At 68.7% G+C, this 18,375-nt stretch carries 15 protein-coding genes and 2 pseudogenes; 11 read left to right on the top strand and 6 right to left on the bottom strand.

Annotated features, from left to right (window positions below):
• The first annotated feature begins 757 nt into the window (after nucleotides 1–757).
• Entirely contained in the window at nucleotides 758–1,471 is a 714-nt protein-coding gene (locus AB0D93_RS36565; RefSeq protein WP_362129395.1) for a VOC family protein, read from the top strand.
• Nucleotides 1,472–1,982: 511 nt separating this feature from the next.
• Here the strand turns inward: AB0D93_RS36565 and AB0D93_RS36560 are convergent.
• The gene (locus AB0D93_RS36560) at nucleotides 1,983–2,606 is read right to left on the bottom strand and encodes a TetR family transcriptional regulator (RefSeq protein WP_362129392.1); all 624 of its coding nucleotides are present in this window, start codon (nucleotides 2,604–2,606) and stop codon (nucleotides 1,983–1,985) included.
• 213 nt (nucleotides 2,607–2,819) lie between these two features.
• Between AB0D93_RS36560 and AB0D93_RS36555 the strand changes: the two genes are divergently transcribed.
• Together AB0D93_RS36555 and AB0D93_RS36550 are read left to right on the top strand one after the other, a co-directional pair.
• A complete protein-coding gene (locus AB0D93_RS36555; RefSeq protein WP_362129389.1) occupies nucleotides 2,820–5,024 on the top strand; it encodes an MMPL family transporter in 2,205 nt (734 codons plus the stop codon).
• Nucleotides 5,025–5,056: 32 nt separating this feature from the next.
• Nucleotides 5,057–5,779 carry a hypothetical protein gene (locus AB0D93_RS36550; protein WP_362129386.1) on the top strand — a complete coding sequence of 241 codons (723 nt, stop codon included), beginning with the start codon at nucleotides 5,057–5,059 and terminating at the stop codon, nucleotides 5,777–5,779.
• A gap of 111 nt (nucleotides 5,780–5,890) precedes the next feature.
• On the opposite strand, the gene AB0D93_RS36545 is transcribed toward AB0D93_RS36550, so the two are convergent.
• Nucleotides 5,891–6,322: a hypothetical protein gene (locus tag AB0D93_RS36545; RefSeq protein WP_362129384.1), complete on the bottom strand. Its 432-nt coding sequence runs from the start codon at nucleotides 6,320–6,322 to the stop codon at nucleotides 5,891–5,893.
• A 262-nt stretch (nucleotides 6,323–6,584) separates the two neighbouring features.
• On the opposite strand from AB0D93_RS36545, the pseudogene AB0D93_RS36540 reads away from it, so the two are divergent.
• From AB0D93_RS36540 to AB0D93_RS36510, 7 genes and pseudogenes are all read left to right on the top strand, one after another.
• Nucleotides 6,585–7,005 (top strand): annotated as a pseudogene (locus AB0D93_RS36540) (transcriptional regulator); the annotation flags it as partial.
• Nucleotides 7,006–7,784: 779 nt separating this feature from the next.
• Complete coding sequence (locus AB0D93_RS36535; RefSeq protein ID WP_362129381.1) at nucleotides 7,785–8,753, top strand: DUF4231 domain-containing protein; 969 nt, start codon at nucleotides 7,785–7,787, stop codon at nucleotides 8,751–8,753.
• A 41-nt stretch (nucleotides 8,754–8,794) separates the two neighbouring features.
• Nucleotides 8,795–8,926: pseudogene (locus AB0D93_RS36530) on the top strand (telomere-binding protein TapR2); the annotation flags it as partial.
• Nucleotides 8,927–9,551: 625 nt separating this feature from the next.
• Entirely contained in the window at nucleotides 9,552–10,502 is a 951-nt protein-coding gene (locus AB0D93_RS36525) for a DUF4236 domain-containing protein (protein ID WP_362129378.1), read from the top strand.
• Nucleotides 10,503–11,064: 562 nt separating this feature from the next.
• Nucleotides 11,065–11,913 carry a hypothetical protein gene (locus tag AB0D93_RS36520; protein ID WP_362129375.1) on the top strand — a complete coding sequence of 283 codons (849 nt, stop codon included), beginning with the start codon at nucleotides 11,065–11,067 and terminating at the stop codon, nucleotides 11,911–11,913.
• A gap of 1,223 nt (nucleotides 11,914–13,136) precedes the next feature.
• Complete coding sequence (locus AB0D93_RS36515) at nucleotides 13,137–13,397, top strand: hypothetical protein (protein WP_362129372.1); 261 nt, start codon at nucleotides 13,137–13,139, stop codon at nucleotides 13,395–13,397.
• 623 nt (nucleotides 13,398–14,020) lie between these two features.
• A complete protein-coding gene (locus tag AB0D93_RS36510) occupies nucleotides 14,021–14,536 on the top strand; it encodes a hypothetical protein (protein ID WP_362129369.1) in 516 nt (171 codons plus the stop codon).
• 351 nt (nucleotides 14,537–14,887) lie between these two features.
• Here AB0D93_RS36510 and AB0D93_RS36505 read toward each other — a convergent pair whose 3' ends face one another.
• Complete coding sequence (locus tag AB0D93_RS36505; protein WP_362129367.1) at nucleotides 14,888–15,529, bottom strand: response regulator transcription factor; 642 nt, start codon at nucleotides 15,527–15,529, stop codon at nucleotides 14,888–14,890.
• A gap of 325 nt (nucleotides 15,530–15,854) precedes the next feature.
• Here AB0D93_RS36505 and AB0D93_RS36500 point away from each other — a divergent pair, with 325 nt between their 5' ends.
• Complete coding sequence (locus AB0D93_RS36500; protein ID WP_362129364.1) at nucleotides 15,855–16,517, top strand: transposase; 663 nt, start codon at nucleotides 15,855–15,857, stop codon at nucleotides 16,515–16,517.
• Here the strand turns inward: AB0D93_RS36500 and AB0D93_RS36495 are convergent.
• The 3 genes from AB0D93_RS36495 to AB0D93_RS36485 form a co-directional block, all read right to left on the bottom strand.
• Nucleotides 16,469–17,320, bottom strand: coding sequence for a class I SAM-dependent methyltransferase (locus AB0D93_RS36495; RefSeq protein WP_362129361.1), 852 nt, complete (start codon nucleotides 17,318–17,320; stop codon nucleotides 16,469–16,471). The two genes, AB0D93_RS36500 and AB0D93_RS36495, sit on opposite strands and share 49 nt — an antisense overlap.
• A gap of 67 nt (nucleotides 17,321–17,387) precedes the next feature.
• The gene (locus tag AB0D93_RS36490; RefSeq protein WP_362129455.1) at nucleotides 17,388–17,768 is read right to left on the bottom strand and encodes an RHS repeat domain-containing protein; all 381 of its coding nucleotides are present in this window, start codon (nucleotides 17,766–17,768) and stop codon (nucleotides 17,388–17,390) included.
• 107 nt (nucleotides 17,769–17,875) lie between these two features.
• Entirely contained in the window at nucleotides 17,876–18,313 is a 438-nt protein-coding gene (locus AB0D93_RS36485; RefSeq protein WP_362129358.1) for a VOC family protein, read from the bottom strand.
• Nucleotides 18,314–18,375 lie beyond the last annotated feature (62 nt).

Genomic DNA, 18,375 nt, shown 5'->3' with positions numbered 1-18,375 from the left:
GGTCCGGCCGCTCTCATTTGCAGAACTCGTATCCGGCGTGTCTCCATCGTGGAGGCTGGTCAGGATGAGGTATGCACGATGGCGCAGTGAGTCGAGGGATCAGCGACTCGTGCTTGCATGCCCGGACATCCGCGCGGATCCGCAGTGCCATCCGTTCACACGGCCTCGGCCTGGCCGTGTGGCACAGTCCTGCTTCGGCCTACCCGCCAAGCAGTCCTGAGCCCTCCGAGACCGACCGAGGACTCGCAGCCGTAGGCCTGCCCGCCGACGAGTCTCGTTCGTCAGCGCACCCCGTGGTATTCGAGCGGGGTGGCCGTCGGCTGCTCGCCGTCGACGCCGCCCAGGAACTCCACCAGACCCTGGCCAGTGCCCGGGCCGAGCGGACCACCAAGACCTGGAAGACCAGGTACGCACTTCGCGCCGGTATCGAGGGCACCATCAACCAAGCCCTCGACGTCACCGGCCTGCGCAGGGACTGCATACCGCGGCCTGCCCAAGGTCCGTCTCCAACACGCCTTCTCCGCCACCGCCGTCAACGTCATCCGCCTCGACGCCCACTGGAACCCGGCCAACCCTCGTTCGCGCCCCGGACCAGCAGACTCACCCGCCTCAGCCACCGAAGGGTGCAGCTCCGGCTCCGGGGCCGCGGAATACTCGGCTGCAACTGAGGCTGCCCCGCTCATAGGATCCTCGTTCAAGGCGCTGACACGGCGCCCTGCCGACCGTTGGCACTCAACGGACCGAGGTGCGTGGCGCAATGAGCAGCCGACTCTTCGCAATCTCCTTCGACGCGCACCAGCCCGAGCGCCTGGCGCATTTTTGGTCCGGCGTCATGGGCTTGAAGAGAGTCGACGATTCTTACGACGGCGTCGCCCTGCTGTCCGGGAATGACGCCGGCTACCGCCTCGGCTTCCGTCCCTCCCGAACGCAGAAGGCCGCCCAGAACCGGCTGCACTTCGACCTGACGAGCTCCTCCCTGGAGGACCAGCAGGAGACCGTGGCCAGGGCGCTCGCCTTCGGTGCGCGGCACGCTGACGTCGGTCAGGGACCGGACGCGTCCCATGTGGTACTCGCCGACCCCGAGGGCAACGAGTTCTGTGTCATCGAGCCGGACAACAATTTCCTCGCGGGCTGCGGCTTTATCGGAGCGCTTGCCTGCGATGGTTCGCAGACCGTGGGCTACTTCTGGAGCGAGGCGCTGGGCTGGCCGCTGGTCTGGGACCAGGACGAGGAGACCGCCATCCAGTCACCGAACGGCGGTACGAAGATCACGTGGGGTGGTCCGCCGCTCATGCCGGATCCGGGCAAGGACCTGCACTTCGACCTCGCACCGGACGACGATCAGCAAGCGGAGGTCGAGCGCCTGCTCTCCCTCGGAGCGAAGCGTCTCGACTCCGACCACGGCGGGGACGGCGCAGTGCTGCTGGCCGACCCCGACGGCAACGAGTTCCGCGTGCTCACGCGCCGGTGAAGCGGGAGCCGCGGTAGGCGGTCGCTGCTGCGAGGAGCACGGCAGAGAGTCGGGTAAGCCCCCGTCACCCCAACGAGCAGCTCAACGCGTCCCGCGAGGAGAGATCCGCACCCAACCCTTAAGCAGCGGAGTCGTACACCACTGCAACGGACCGGTCGAGGCCAGCGCGAGTGCCTGGTCCTGCCGCCTGGACCGCGAAGCTGGAGGCAGAGCTGCTCGACCTGCCGCAGGGCGTGGTGACGGAGCTTCGCCGTGCTTTGCCGACGGGCAGCCCTTCGGTGCGGGCTCACAGGTGTCCGTCGGCCCAGGCGGTGAGTCTGCCTGCGAGGGCACTTCCCAGTGCGGTGGCGGCCGCGCGGATGGGACTGCTGACTACGGTGTACGACGGCCTGCGGGCAGTTGGTGCCGTTGCGGTGCCGCCGGGGTGTGCGCGCTCCTGGTCACAGGCTGGCGTACTGCCGTGCCGTGCCGGTGCCGATTTCACCGCGGTCGCCGGCTTTGCCGCCCGCCGTCAGGGCCGTTCCGGTGAGCCGATCGAGCGCAGTATCCCGAAGGCCCGCAGCAGGGGAGCCGGGCCCGTGTCCGTGAGACCGGACGCCCGGCGCGCCCTGCGCGTGCGCAGTACGGCGCGCACCGCGGACAGGGCGGCGCACGCGATCACCGCGGCCGTGAGGTCGGCGTCCGGCGTGTTGGGCGGCAGTCTGCGCTCGACCAGGACGGCGAGTCGTTCCTCGAAGTCGGAGAAGGCCTGGACGAGCCGGGCCGTGACGACGTTCTCGATGCCTTGGACCGGATGGCTGAGGGCGGTCAGCGTGGAGGCGGCGAACGGCTCGGCCGCTTCCAGTAGGGCGTTGCACACCGCGTCCAGAGGTTCCTCGTCCGCCGGACGCCGGGCCAGGGCGTTCTCGACGTAGGCGAAGATCTCGACGCCGTCCGGCAGCAGCAGCGCCTCCTTGCTCTCGAAGTAGCGGAAGAAGGTGCGCACGGACACGTTCGCGTATGCGGCGATGTCCGCGACCGTGGTGGCCTCGAAGCCGCGTTCCTTGAACAGGCGCGCGGCCCCCTCCAGCAGGCGGTGCCGCGTCTCCTCCTTCTTGCGTTCGCGCAGTCCGGCGGGGGCGATCTCACTGGGCATGGTCGAAGCCTCCCGCCAGGGTGTCACCACTGTCAATTGACACATATGCCACCACTACGGCTGACGCGCCAGCCCATCCCGCCGTGACGGCCTGAGGCGGCACTCCGCCTCAGAGATCGCCGCACCAAAAAATGGCACAACTGCCAATTGTCATCCGTGCCACTTCTCCCTAGAGTTCGTGTCACTCGTGACACTTTCTTCTTGGAGACCTCGGTGGCCCGACCTCTGCAGCACCCGCCCGCGCCGAGCGGGGCGCACCCCACCGCCCATCCGGCAACGGACTTGACCGCGGACCGCCGCGGACTCGGCCGCCTCGGCGGCTTCTGTGCCCGGCACCCGGCAGCGGTGATCGCCGCCTGGCTGCTGGTCCTCGTCGCCGCCCTGGCCGGACGACATCTCGCCGCGCCCACCTTCAGCGACCAGGTCAGCCTGCCCGGCACCGCCTCCCACACCGGCGCCGATCTCCTCGCCACCTCGATGCCCGAGGCGGGCAGGCCGGGCGGCAAGGTCGTGTTCCACACCGGCTCCGGCGCCGTGGCCGACCAGCACTCCGCGCTCGCGCGAACCCTGGCCGACCTCCGCGATCTGCCGCACGTCACCGCCGTCTCCGCGCCCGTCACCAGCACCGACGGACGCACCGCGTACACCGCCGTCTCCTTCGACGAGCAGCTGAAGAACCTCGGCCACCACTACACCGGGCTACTGGACAAGGCGACCGGCCCCGCCAGGGCGGCGGGGCTCGGCGTGGCCTACGGCGGCGATCTGGATCAGGTGGTGCGTGCACCGGCCGACGACAAGCTGAGCGAGGACATAGGCGTCGTCACCGCCCTCGTCATCCTGCTGCTGGCCTTCGGCAGTGTCCTCGCCGCGCTGCTGCCACTGATCACCGCGCTGATCGGTGTCGGGGCCGGCCTCGGCATCGTGGGCATCGTCGCCGCCACACTCTCCTTCGCCACCTCGGCCACCACCCTTGCCGGCATGATCGGCCTGGGCGTCGGCATCGACTACGCCCTGTTCCTGACGACACGCTTCCGCCAGGACCTCATCGACGGGCGCGACCCGGCCGACGCCGCGGCCCGCACCGCGCACACCAGCGGACGCGCCGTCCTCGTCGCCGCTGTGACCGTGGCCGTCGCCATGCTCAGCCTCTACGCCTGCGGGCTGACCTTCATCGGCAAGATCGGCCTCGCGGCCACCTGCGCCGTCGTCGTCACCGCCGCCGCGGCACTCACCCTCGTGCCGGCGGCCCTGGCTCTGGTGGGCAGGCGCATCGACCGGTTCCGGCTACGCCGCCCGGTCGCCGAGGGCGCGGCGGCCGGCGACGGCCGAAACCGCTACGCGGACCTCGTCGCCCGGCGCCCCTGGGCGTTCCTCGCCGTCGGTGTCGCCGTCCTCGGCGTGTGCTCCCTGCCCCTGCTGTCCATGCGCCTCGGCCACGTCGACGCCGGTGCCGACCGACCCGGCAGCAGCACCCGAACCGCCTACGACTGGATCGCAAACGGCGACGGGCAGGGCTTCGGAGCGGGAGCGAACGGCCCGATCGTCACCGTCGTCGACGTGAGCGGCGCGAAGTCGCCCGTCGACCGGATCACGCGCGACGTGACCACGGCCCTGACAACCACCCACGGCGTGGCCGCCTTCACCCCCCTCAAGGCGAGCGCCGACGGGAAGATCCTCGTCACCACGCTCACCCCGACGACCGGCCCGCAGGACGCCACCACCGGCGACCTGCTCGCCACCCTCTCCGGGCGGACACTGCCGAAGGCCCTGCACGGCACGGGCGCCAAGGCCTACCTCACCGGCACCGTGGCCGGCCAGGCCGACTTCCGGGACATGGTCGGCGAACGGCTGCCCCTCGTCATCGGCATCGTCCTGGTCCTCGCCTTCCTGCTGCTCATGACGGTCTTCCGCAGCCTGCTGATCCCGCTCAAGGCCGTCGTGCTCAACCTGTGCACCACGGCCGCGTCCTACGGCGTGCTCGTCGCCGTCTTCCAGTGGGGATGGGGCGACCGGCTGCTGGGACTCTCGGAGCCGGTGCCCATCGAGTCGTACGTGCCCATGATGATGTTCGCGATCGTCTTCGGGCTGTCCATGGACTACGAGATCTTCCTGCTGTCCCGGATCGCCGAGGCCTGGCACCGCACCGGCGACAACCGGCTCGCCGTGGGGGAGGGGCTGTCGGCGACGGCCCGCGTCATCTCCGCTGCCGCGTTCATCATGACCGCGGTGTTCCTGTCCTTCACCGCCTCACCGACCGTGGTCGTGAAGATGCTCGCCCTGGGGCTGGCGATCAGCGTGATCGTCGACGCCACCGCGGTGCGCCTGATCCTGGTGCCGTCCGCCATGTTCCTCATCGGCCGGGCGAACTGGTGGATACCCCGCCGGCTCGACCGGGTCCTCCCGCGCCTGCACGCCTGACCGCCCGCCGCCCGATCCGGAGCCGTGACCACGTGAGACCGAACCCGCGCGGAAAGACCCGCCTCATCCTGGCCGCCACCGCCGCGACCCTCGCCCTGCTCACCAGCGCGACCGACCTTCTGGTCGAGCACCGCACCGAGGAGCGGGTCGTCACCCAAGCCGCACGCCGACTCAAGCCGGACGGCCCGGTGCACGCCGACCTCACCACCCCCCTGGCGGGCCTGCGCACCCTGGGAGGGGAGGTCGGAGACGTCGAGGTGCGTGCGAAAGGCGTACACCGCCGGCACGCCGTGCTGGACGTGACCGTCCACCTGAAAGACGTCACAACGAACGGCGACAGCGCCGGCGGCACCGCAACCGCCACCGTCGGATACGACCAGGTGACCCGGCGCCTGGGCACGCTGGGCAATGCCCTGACCGCCGGCGGCCAGGACGGCGACCTGATCCTCGCAGGCAGCGTCGGCCCCCTGGGCCTGCCCGTCACCGTGCGGGCGACCCTGTCCACGACCGCGCACGCCTTCACCATCACGCCCACCACGGTGAGTGTCCTGGGCCGAAGCGTGCCCGTCCAGGACCTCGCCGACCTGCCGGGCACCTCCGGACTCCGCGACGAACTGGGCCCCAGGACCGTGGCCGTCACCGCACTGCCCCACGGCGTCGCGCTCACCTCGGCGCACGCCGCCGCCAACGGCCTCGTCCTCGGCTTCTCCATCGCCGCCGGGCCGACACCGGGCGTGGCGGGGAAAGCCTCCTGACCGCGGCATGGCGTTGGTCCGCAGCGCTGCAGATCACAAGCAGAGGGCCGGCATGCTGGGGGAACTTCATCTCGCCCTCGGCGGAGACTGACGGGACTGCCACCCCTGGCGTCAGCTGACCTGGCGGATCGAGGCGCCGACGAGGATGCCATCGGCCACGGTGTAGTCGCCGGCATACGTCTTGAGCGTGCCGTCGGTCTGGGTGGCATACAGGACGGCGTGGACGCGGGAGGCTCCGAATTCGCTGATCGTGCCCAGGGTGATGCTCTGGGTGGTGCCGAACCCGGCCACCCACCGGCCATAGGTCGTCCCGGCGATGTTCGAGCCGCCGAGCGCCCAAGCGGCCTCATAGTCGTGATCGGTGATGTCCTGGTAGTACTGCGAGACCACCGCCGAGGCGTTGCTCAGATGCGGCCGAGGAGCCGCCGGGGGCGCCGTCTTGGGCACCACGGCCGTCGTCGCCGGCGCCACGGACGTCGGCGCAGGGCTGACGGATGGGGACGTGGAGGTGGGCGACACCGAGGCCGGCATGGTGCGCGTCACCGTAACAGCGGGAGCTGCCCCGGCGGCCGTTCTTGCGGAGCAAGCGGCGAGAGGCAGGACAGCGAGCAGAACGACAGCCGAGACGATACGGCGCACGGGCCCCCCTTTGGCGGTGCGGAAGTTGCTGCGGACACCGTGGCACGGAGCGGTTGCCAGTGGTGGGCTGAATCTGGAATCCCCCAGGGAGCGGGGAGTAGACGATCGAACCAAAGTCGCCTGGCCGCACGCCGCCCGGGCGTACGGACGGGGGCCGCGGCCCGATGCCCCGGCGGGCGGCGCCGATCCGCGTTTCGAGAACGGTCCGCTGGCGGTCGTTGCCGTCGATGCAGAGGGACCAGGGGCTGGCGTACTGCGCTGGTGGCCTGGTTCCGGGGGTAGCGACGAAGTGGCTTCCCGTGCTGATGGAGTGGACGCAGAAGGAGGCGAAGCTCGGACAGACGGGATTGTCGGGGCCGGCCAAGGACGCCGATCCGTTGCTCGTCCTGACGGGGGCAGCGCGTGAGCATTACGGTCTGCCGGTCACGCTCACGAAGGAGGAGTGTCTGGCCGAGCGGATCCCCGAGGGCCACAAGGTTGTCAGGCAGCCGGCGCATGCCGGATGGAAGCTGACGGAGCGGGAGTTGGGGCCGCGGGTGCGGATCGACCGTCCAGCGCAGGGCTTTGAGTGCACCTGCGTCCTGCTCGCGCCTCCGATTCCGACGCCGAAGGCCGGCGGCACTCCGGGGCGCCGACGGATGCCAGGACGCCGGTGTTCGACTCGAAGCTGCCGGGCTCGTGGCTGGTGGACCTGTCCCCTGGCAGGGCGGCCCCCGGACCGTGTGGCTGAGCCTTGCGTTTGGCGAGTGAGCGCGCCAGTGGGCGACCTGCCTGGTCGCATGGTTGACGCGTGGCCACCAGCCACAACCAGTTGTGAGGGCCGCATCGGTTTCGGGCAATCCGGGAACAACGTGTACGGCTCCCGGGTACCGTCCTTGAGGACAACGCCCGTGCCGGAAAGTCGGGTTCGCCCACGGCGCTGCGCGGCTTCGCACGGGGGAGGGATGCTACTCCATGACGTGGTGGCAGGCGTGCCTTTGGGGGGCGCTGGGCGCCGGGCTGGTCGAAGCCGGGGAGATGTGGCACCTCTACCGTTCGCAAGAGCGATTCCCCTGGATCAAGGATGAAAAACCGCAGGTCAAGCCCTACCTTTTCGCGGTCTCCCTGCGTTTCTTCATGGCAATCGGCATCACGGCTGTCTATGGCGCCGGTGGCCAAGTAGCTGGCCCTCTCGTTGCTGTCACTCTCGGTATCGCTGCTCCCCTCATCATTCAGCAGCTCGCCGGCTCGTCATCGTCCGAACAACCCTCCATCGGCTTGGACGGGACGGTCGCGAGTCTCCCCGGCCCCGTCCCAGCTCCTCCCCCCGAGCCCGCTCCGGGAGAGCAGGAACCGCCCCCGTCCGCAGACCCCGGGAGGAGCCCCGATGGCCAGTAACTCCACCAGCCCCAGGGGAGACTTCTGGTCCTGGGTGCGTGCTGCCCTCGCCTTCCGTCCCATCGGCAATCGCATGTTGGATGACGGTGATCTTCCCCTGATCTATCGCGTGATTGATTATCAAGCAGTGGCGCGGCAGGGAGATTTCTGGCGAGCCAAACGCCTTCACCTGACGGTTCTTCTGCTGGCCGCTGTGACGGCCGTGCTCGCCGAACGACTGGACAGCCGCGTTCAAGCAGTACTTGCCGCGGTTCTCTATGGTCTGACGTTCGTCATTGGCGTACGCGCCCTGCGTGGGCGGCCTGGTGCCGACGGGCACGTCGAACGAGTTGCCGCCGAATCCGTCAAGTCGACGGCCTGGCTGTACATGGTGCATGGCGGGTCATTCCACTCCCGAGTCGCCGACCCTGATGCGCTGTTCATCCATCGGGTGGAAGAAGCCTTGAGGCAGCTGAGCGTATGGGGGTTGCAAGACCCGCGCTCTACCTCCACCGCCTTTGGCAGTGAGCTGATCACCCCGGCTATGCGTGCGGTACGTGCCAAACCCTTCGAGGCCCGCCGGGAAATCTACCTGCGGGATCGGCTACTGGAGCAAACCGAGTGGTACCGGAGGGCATCAGCTCGTGCATACACGGCTTCCGTACGTTGGTCAGCAGTGAGCGCCGGGCTGACCCTTGTCGCACTGCTCACGGCGGTGCTGCAGGCCGCGGGGCTGATGAGCGGTGGGTACCTGGCCGGTCTGCTGTCTGCCGCAGTAGCTGCAGCGGTGGCCTGGCAGGAAGCGCACCGGTACAGGCCGCGCGCCGCCGCCTATGCGCTCGTGACGCAGGAACTGATGACCTTGCGCATCGCCATGGCCGCCACAGTGACGGAGGAGGGCTGGGCCGATGCCGTTGCCGGTGCGGAGCAGCTGGTCTTCCCTCAGCGCATCGACCTGATGATGGGCATCAGCACCTGACAGGCGGCGGGTCTCGACCCATGTGGTCCCGACGCGCGACCGAGATGCTGGTGGAGGAGCCGTACGACTGGTGCGGGCCGCTGACCGATGAGGAGTGCGGGCGCCGGTATCTGGTCGCCATCTACATCAACATGGCGTTTGCCGCGGGCGCCCATGGGCTCACGGTCGAGCTGAACGAGCCGGCCCCCTGACCGGCAGCCGGCCCCAGCTGCACACGAGGCACCCGTCAGGGGACGTCTGAATGCCCAGGTCGACCCTTTGTGGGTGGGGGTGGTCGTCCCTTGAACGGGTGACGTAGAGCGTGCACGGGCCTGGTGGGTGGGAAGTCTCTTGCCTGTCCACACGTCCCGCGCCTCTGCCCACCGAGAGGGAATCACCGTGTTGTCCGTCCGTCGCATTGTGACCGTTGCAGCAGTGAGTGCACTGCTTTCCCTCGGAGCGATCGTTCCCGCTCTGGCCGCCCAGGCACCGGACCCCGACGACATCACAGACGGTCTTCTCGAACGACCCGTCAGCACTCTCGTGGGCTACCCTCTCGGCCTCCGTCTCGGCATCTGAAACCGCCGGTCGGTATGGGCCTGTAGCGCCGTCGGTTCCCGATAGCTGCTGATCGGCCCCGTCGCCAACTGTTACGGATTTCCCGTGCCTGGCCAACGGCCAGCCCCACTGGCCCCCTCCCCGCGCTGGTCAAATCCCCTCTTAGGCAGGAAGATCATCACAACTTGGCAACGACCTGCTGCGTGATCGTCGGTGCCTGGAAGGATGCGCCCCAAACGGAATGTCAGAAGGGCGCAAAACATGGGCTTCTCCTACCGCAAGAGCTTCAAGGCGGGCCCGTTTCGCGTCACGGCCTCCAAGTCGGGGATCAGCTACTCCGCCGGCGTGAAGGGCGTCCGGGTAACCAAGCGGGCCAACGGGCGCGTGCAGACCACCATCTCCGCTCCAGGGACCGGCCTGCGCTACACCGCGAGCAGCACCAGCAGCGGCAAGCAGCAGAGCCTGGCCACCCCGGCCGCGGCAGTCAACGCCCCTGTGACCGGTACCTCGGCGGCTCGCCGCGACCGCGGAAGTCGCCGTCCCGGCGCGTGGTACATCGCGATAGTGCTGCTATCGGCCGGGCTCTTCAGCGCTATACCGTTCGCTCACGCGGCGGCCCGACTGCGTCGCAAGGACCTGCGCCTCCGGGCGGGAATCTACGCGGCCGTCGCAATGGTTGTGGCTGTGCTCTCCTCGATCACTCCCCACGACGCGCACGGGAACGCGGTTGGTACAGCCGGCCGTGCGTTGAGCACGATCCTTGCCCTCCTGGCATTGGCCCTGATGGCGACGGCCTGCTTCCAACTGGTCCCGCTCCGGCGCGAGGTCTACGGCCTGGAAGCGGGGCCGACACCGCCTACTCATCCCGCGGCAGCGGATCCGGTCGTCGCAGCGCACCTTGCCGCCCGTGCGCGCCGGGATGAAGCTCGCGCCCTCGCGCAGAGCGACCCTGTTCTCGCCCAGGACCTTCGCATCGGTCGTCCAGACCTGCCGCGCGAGTACGACGACGGTGGTCTGATCGATCTCAACAGCGTGCCGGCCGATGCCATCGCCACGGCCTGCTCCATCGAGCCGTCTTTGGCCGAACGGATCGTGGCAGCTCGGCAGGAACTTGGCTCATTCAGCTCGCTGGACGAGGTCTTCGTCTTCGCCGAGGTCGAGGAGGGCACCGCCGCACGGATCCGCGAATACGGGCTGCTCCTGCCGAGGTAGCTACGGCCCGCAGCTCTGGGATGAGACGCTCTGGGTCAACCGAGCAGCGGAAGTGCCGTGTCTGCGGCCCCCTGCCTGACAGCCCTGGACCGGGACAAGCCAAGGTTGTACGCCGCGAGACCCTGGCAGCCATCCGTCTCATCGCCTGGCTCCACGAACACGATGCCTCGCCTGCCACGTTTTCCCAGCTCCGCCTCGACACCTGGCCAACCAGCGGCATGCGGCATGCGGTATGCCCCGTGGTGACCTTCTTGCGCTGGTCCCTGGAACGCCGGCACATACGCCTACTGCAGACGCCGGAGTTCCAGGCCCTGCCCGCCGCGGCCCATGCCGGCCCGTGGTACGGATCGCGTTTGCTGACCGCGGTCGACTGCGGATGCTCATCGCGCCCGCTTCGTACCCGACGCCGTCTTCCCGGGCTCGCTGGCCACCTCTCCCCGAACCGCTGACCCCTTCCGGGCCACGCCGCCAGGCACATGCCGTTGCGGGCCCTGAACCCGCGGAAGCGGCGCCACCCGCTACCGTCACACCAGGTGGCACAGCGAAAGGTCTTGGGGGCGGGATGTTCGAGAGAGTCAGCAACTGGTGGAGAAGGAAGCCGGGTTCGATCCGTTGGGCCGTATTCACGTGTCTCCCCGCGGGGATCGTCCTCTTGGCTCTCGGGTGGTACGGCGACGGGCACGGGTGGTGGAACAACCGAGCGTTCGTCACGAACGTGGTGTCCAGCTTCACCGGCCTCATGTTCGGCATCCCATTCGCCGTCCTGGTTCTCTCCCGTCTGTCGAAGGACCAGGCGGAAGCTGCCGCGCGCGAGGAGAGCATCGCTCAGGCCAGGACGGCAGTCGACGAGTTTTTCGGCGCTTGGTGGACAGGTATCAAACGGGCCGACGCACGGACCATGAACGACCGGGTGGGGGAATGGCGCGCCGCAAACAGGCAGCTTTTGCAGATCCTGCGACTGAGCGAGACCGGCCCGCGCGACATCGACGAAAGGCGGCAGACGGCGGCCCAGATCGATCAGTTCGTCCAGGAGCGGGACGCCGCCCGGGCAGCCGTCTTTGACACAGGCCGGCGAAGCGAGTGGATCACACTGATCGTCCGGAGCTGGAGACGCCTCGACGAGGATGTCCGGCCTCAGATGCAAAGGGCCGGCCTGCCGTGGATCTCCTCGGCAGCGAACGTCGCGCTACACGACGCCTTCCGGCAGTTTGAGGCGATTGAGCTCGACAACGGGGTAGGCAACCGCCTTCGTCGGGCCCGAATGTTCGCGCCACCGCACGTACCCGATGATCAAGGGTGGCTCCAGGCCAAGAAGCTGCTCGAAGCCGAGGCCGAGGCAGAAGCCGCAGTGGCACTCGCTCTCCGGGACGTCGTGAAGAACCTCGATCGTATTGAGCGCATCGGAAGTTGATTCAAGCCCGAGGGTGCTACCGGGAGCACACTTGCCTTGCCCAGGCTCAACAGAGGCTTGGCCAGCGCGGACTCCGACATCCACCGACGTGGAATCGCCCTGGAAAGGGATGCCCGACGAGAGTCGGGCAAAGATCTGGCGCTGCGTAGGCCCCTTCGTCGAATGCGTCGGTTACGACCGGCCCGTACCGATCAGCGCCAGCGCTCCGATCATCTGTGCGCCGGCCTGCGACTGGCTCGGACCATGGTGAGTTCGTGGGACGCGGCCCGCCGGAGTTTCGCCGTCAGTCACACGCGGAGCGGCGTGCGCCGGTGCAACGCGCGGCGGTTTCGTGAACGGGGAGGGGCACCGCCGTCGCCGGCGAAGGTGCATACGGCACCCCTGACGGCCAGTGGCGCTTCTTCGGGGCCGGAAGAGCGTGTAGCGCTGCTGCTGCCGTCGTTGTGGGTGGCGTGGAGGGTTGTTACGCACTTTCGGGTGCCGGCTGGGTGGTGGGACGGGGCCGCGGAGCAGCGTTCGTGGCGGTGGCGCGACGTGGCGGGATGTCTAAGAGTGGATTTTGCCCATTAATGCAGGATGCAGGTGAGAGTCACGGATTTATGGGTGATCTGTAACATCGCCCGTGTATGTCGCGTACTTGCCGTGTCGGCAGGGAGGGTGTGGTGCGCGGCCAGCCGGCCGTCACCGCCTTCGCGTAAGCCCTGCTCACGGCCTGCGGCCGCGGGAGGGCTGCGCCCACACCTGCAGGGAGAGCCTGTGTGCGTTTACGCTTTCGCACCCGGTACTGGTGAAGCACCGGCTGCGTGTCCTGGCCCGCCCCAGGCAACGTGCCGGCGCGGTGAACCCCCGGTCACGGCGCTCGACCGACGAACGCCGGCCACAGGGACGCGGCATCGCTGACTGGCGAGGCGAAGGCCCCGGACTGGGAGCCCTTCTGAAGCGTCGGCGCCGCTTCCGCCGTTCCCTTCTGGCGAGGCCTGGTTTCTTCGCCGCCGGTCCACTTCTCGGTCGCCGCCGGCCGACGGGCGCCCACCGCCTCGACGGCGACCGTCGCGAGGCCCGGGGTGGAAGCGAACAGTTTTTTGTATGGATCACTGCAACGGGCTGAAGAGAGGGCCACCACGCAAGAAGGACAGGACCGGTAGCGAACCCAGTACACAGCACACTCGGCCCCCGGGGGCGCGAGGCGCGCGAACGAAGCATACGCAGAACGGAGCGAGACCATGCAGACCATCAATGCAACAACCGATCGAGGATGGGATCATGCCCCGGCGGAGGACTTCCTGCTGGCGCCGCCCAACCCTGCAGACCGCATTGCCTGCCGCATCGATCCTCGCGACCTGCGGCGCCTGAACCTGTACGCAGTTCTGACCGCGGCTGGGATCGCCCCCTGGCCAGGGGATCGGGAAGCGATCGAGAAGCTCAGCGCACTGCCCGACAGCGTGCACGAAGCCCTGCACCACTGGCTCAGTTCCGGCAGGTGACGCGCCTGGCGTCGGCACAGCACGTCCCAGGGACCGGAGGTCGGCGCAGAAGGCCTGGTTCGATGCGCTGCTGGCGCTGCGTGTGGGTGGCGGTGCCGGCGCCGTAGGTGAGCAGGATGAAGAACAACAGGGCTGGATTGCTCAGGGCGGTGGCGGTGATGACGCCGGCTGAGCCAATGGAGCCGATGGCCCCGGTGAGGCAGCCGGTGGCGAGACCGGGTTGGCGGCCTCGGACCGGGGAGATGCGGCCGATGGCGACGGTGGCCGGGGCGATGTCCGGAGCGGTTGAAGGCGGTCATCGCACCGCCCCTGAGCCTCGGTGCGCGCTGGGGGCATGGTGGGTGCGCCGTTGTGCGCTGCGGCCGGTTGGTGGAGTTGGTGGATCGTTTCGCCGGTGAACGGTGGCCTCCACCTGGGTGAGGAGAGCGGTCTCTGGGATAGGCACGAGGGCGGCGCGGATATCGACTTGCCGACCGGCGGGTCAGGGACGGCCTGGGGTAGTGGCGCGGCGGCAGCCCGGTGTTCGGGTCTCGCCGGTTCTGCCTCGCGGTGTCCGTCCAGCCCCCCGCGCCGCCCGGCTGCCTGAGGGACCCGCCAACGAAGAGACCAGGAGTGGAAACACCATGTCGAACCAGGCGAACGCGCCGGGCTCAAAGTCCGGCCACCTGCCCGCCAAAGTCATGCTCATCCACATGATCACCAACAACTACCTCATCCCCGACAGCGGGAATGACAGCGTTGAGGGCGACGCGATCCAGCTCTACTACCCCGACCCCATCGACGGCACCTACGCTCCCAAGTGGCACCTCGAACGGGACACCTCGACAGGCGCCTACTACATCAAGACGCAGAACAGCGGCCGCTACCTCAACGCTGAGACCGTCGCCCCCTGGACCCACCCCAGGCTGCGCAGTACCGGTCTGACCAGCAGCATGCTCTGGGACTTCGTCTCGGTCCCCGGCGTGCCCGACACCGTCGGCGAACCCCCGGTGCGGGCCATCGTCTCGCGCGGCAACTCCTACGCCCTGGCCCCGCACCAGCACGTTCTGCCGGCCAACGACACGTACGTCACGCACAGCCGCATGTGGGGCGACACCCCGAGCTTCATGCACGCCTTCAAGGTCGTCCCCACTGCCTGACGTTCTGCTCCGCCTGCCCTCCGCCTCAGCGCTCGACGCTGATGGGGCGGGGGGCAGCCTTCCCAGCTCTCAGCATCATCTCCTGAAGCTGGAGACATGGACCGGCGGGCGAGTAACTTCTACAGCCCGACGAAGGCCCAGACACTCGGCCCGGGCCATATTGGGGCTAAGAAGCCGTTGCCCTATCGATGATGAGGACGGTTCTGATCGAACGGCATCCCTGGTCGGGCGATCTTGGCCGGGTGGGCGCATGGAAGCAGGACCTCCCATGCGGCACGAGGTTTGCGAAGTTGACTCGAGGGCGTCGGGGTGGGGTACGCCCGGCTCGCCAGGGGTCCTGCTCGTCCTGCTTCAAGGACGTGCGGGCCCGGCCTGTCCGCTTTCGTAGGCAGCGATGACAAGTTGGGCCCGGTCCCTGGCGCCCAGCTTCGTCAGCAGATGGCTGACGTGGGTCTTTACTGTGCCAACGGTCAGATACAGCTCGGCTGCGATCTCGTTGTTGGACAGGCCACGTGCGATCAGGCCCAGCACTTCACGCTCGCGGCCGGTCACGCCGTCCAGGGTGCGGGTGACCGGGCCGGGGTAGCCGGGGCGGCGGACGTAGGTCTCGATGAGCCTGCGAGTGACGCCGGGTGACAGCAGGGACTCCCCGGTGGCGATCACCCGCACGGCGTCGATCAGGCGTGCGGGTGGAGTGTCCTTGAGGAGGAAGCCCGCGGCGCCTGCGCGGAGCGCCTCGAAGACGTACTCGTCCAGGTCGAAGGTGGTGAGCACCAGAACGTGGACAGGCACCGGAGCCGGGCCGCCGAGCAGCGTGCGGATGGCTTCGATGCCATTGAGCCCGGGCATCCGGATGTCCATCAGGGCTACATCGGGGCGCAGTTCGCGGATCACCCTGACCGCCTCGGTCCCGTCGGCTGCCTCGCCGACGACCTGGAGATCGTTTTCGGACTCGATCAGCACACGGAACCCGGCACGCACCAGCGTCTCCACCGGCATGCTGCTGGCATGGGGTATGCGGTCGTCCGACGCCCGCCACCGCTACCTGCACCGACTGACATTCCGCGCAGCGCCGCTTCAGGCCGAGGGGCGTACCAATCGTCGCGTACCTTCTGCGGCCCGGCCACCAGCACGGCGTCGGCACCGCACGACAGACTGGACGGGACGGGGGTCAAGGTAAGTACCCCGATCGAGACGCACTGCGGCGCTTCCTCCCTGACCAGCACCGCGCCTGTTCCCAGCCAGGATGAGGGCTGCTCAGGCGAATAGTCCCACCCCCACACAGTCCTTGGCCGGGTGATCTCGGCCGGGTGGATGCATGAGTACAGGGTACCTTGGTAGCTCGGGTCTGCGACCACTCGAGTGCCAGGAGGCCCTGCTGTTCCAGTCATGCGTGACGGTCCCGTTCTCATCCAACTCCCGCGTGTCGTCGTGCGATTCTCTCGCGCACAGGTTCGGGAATGCGTCCGACCGCCCGGAGAGGGTGCCGGTGTATCCGTCGGACATGACGGACGCGGAGTGGGCAGTGGTGCGGGACGCGCTGCCGGTGCCGGCCTGGCTGGAGGGCCAAGGCGGGCAGCCGGAGGGCTATTGCCACCGCGTGATGCTGGATGCGATCCGGTACGTCACCGACAACGGCATCAAGTGGCGTTCCATGCCCGCCGACTTGCCTGCCTGGGACCGGGTGTATGTGACCAGGTCCGTGAATGCCCTGGTGCGGTGCATGTCCCCGGCGTCACAGCCCAGGAGATGTCGTTCACTCAATGAGGAGCCGTTCGAACCGGCGATTCGTTGGCAGACTCTAGATGATCGATTCCAAGGGGTTCAGTGGTCGTGGGCGGTCAGTGCGCGCAGGGCTGGCTGGCCGCATTTGAACCCGGGCCCACTCATCAGGCCCTCTTGGAATCGATCATCCAGGGAACGGGAGGCGTTCTACCGGCGGATCGCCGAGATCAGTCCGCCGGGCCCCTCCTCGCGCTGAGGCGGGGTACTGATCGGGCGGCCGTAGGCGGCAGCGCGTTCGCGCAAGGTGTGGCTGTCGGCTTCCCAGCCGTGCCCGGCCAGCCAGCCGACCGGGTCGTCGGGCATCTCCGAGACCCACATGGACGCCGCCGATCCCGGCACGGCGTCCGCACGGAAGCGTTCGATCACGCCGCGCGAGCCCAACGTCAGCCCCATCCGACTGCCTGCCGCCGACTGCGCGCTGATCCGGGCCAGCAGCAGCTCCACCGCGTCCTCGGGCAGATAGATCAGCAGTCCTTCGGCGATCCACACGGTCGGCACGCCCGGGTCGTGCCCGGCGGCGGTCAGCGCGCCCGGCCAGTCCTCGCGCAGATCCACCGCGACGGTGATCCGCTCGCAGCGTGCGACGGCCCGCTCCTGGCGCAGCACCGAAGCCTTGAAGTCCAGTGGCGCTGCGGTGTCGACCTCGAACAGCCGGGTGCCCTCGGGCCAGTCCATCCGGAAGGCCCGGCTGTCCATGCCGGCGCCGAGCAGCACGACCTGCCGGATCCCGGAGGCAGTGGCCTGCTGCAATAGGTCGTCGAGGAACTTCGTCCTGATGACGATGGAGAACGCCACCCCCAGCCAGCGCCGTCGCGCGGCCTCGTCACCGGGCAGTGGCGGCGAGGAGGACCCCAGGCCGCCGGCGGTGGCGAAGGCCTGTGCCAGTGGGTCGCGGAACAGTGCGTTCTCCCGCTCGGTCTCCAGCGCCCGCACCCTGGCCACCCCTACCGCCGTGGCCCACACTCCCGACGGCTGCACCCGCTCCTGCTCATCAGTCACCGCACCAGCCTAGATGATCGGTTCCAAGGGGGCCTGATGAGGGGAGCCAGGTTCATGCGCGGCCCGGTCATGCACGCACTGACCGCCTACGACATGGGGCCCTGCCGCGCAATTCCCGGGTGTCTGCTGGGTTCTGAGTGATGTGAACAGGTTGTCGGGGAGTTCGCCTGAGCCGCCCCGCCTCCTGGCCAGCAGGTGGCCGCGCACTGGTTGGAGTCCCCGGCCAAGAAGCAAAGTCCGCCTCCGACATGAGGCGGCCCGCCGCGTCGTAGCTGTACCGCCACTCCAGGCCCTGGGCGTTGACGACTGTCGTCAGACGCTGTTCGGTGTCGTGGGTGACGCGGTAGTGGCCCCGTCGGGGCCGTGGGTGGAGGCAGGCCGGCCGAGGTGAGTGACGGCGTGCGTGCTGGTCCGCCCCAAGTGGCCCCCGCCCCCTCTTCGGGAACACCGTCGGTCGGCGGGCGCTGGCCTCCTGCGGGGGAGACGTCACGATGGCTGTCCCTTACGGGGATTGGGCCAGGGGTCTGCGTCGCCTTCACCCGTCTCGGGGCGGGCTCACCGAGAGCGCTGGTCGCCTGGCAGGTCGTGCAAGGACGGGGCGTAGGAGACCCCGACGATCAGGCCGTCGGCCGTGAGAAGTCTGGCCACTGTCTGGCCCCACGGCTCGGTGCGGGCCTCATGTACCAGCTCGAAGCCCGCGCGCTGAAGCTCGGCACCGGCCGCGGTGACGGCTTCTTCGTTCGCAACCTCGAACTCGATCGATGCCTGCGGGAGCACCCGGTCGGCGGGCCACTGGGTTGTGCCGAAGCATGCCTCGGCTGCCTGTGAGAGCGGCCACAGGCCGAAGTGCTTGCTGCCGGGGACGTTTCCGCTGGAGTAGTAGCCGTTGCCTTCCCCCTCCAGCGGAAGGCCAAGAGTCTCGATGAACAGTTTGCGGCTCAGCGGCGGGTCTGCGACGACCACAGCCACGCTCGTGATGAAGAGAACGTCCATGCCGGCACTCCCTGCTGCGACTGGACTGCGAGGGCCGGAGATTCGGCCTCATCGGCACCGCT

The sequence above is a fragment of the Streptomyces sp. NPDC048191 genome, assembly GCF_040652655.1.
Taxonomy (GTDB): domain Bacteria; phylum Actinomycetota; class Actinomycetes; order Streptomycetales; family Streptomycetaceae; genus Streptomyces.
Note: the sequence above shows the minus strand (reverse complement) of the source record. Positions and strands in the feature narration are given on the sequence as shown.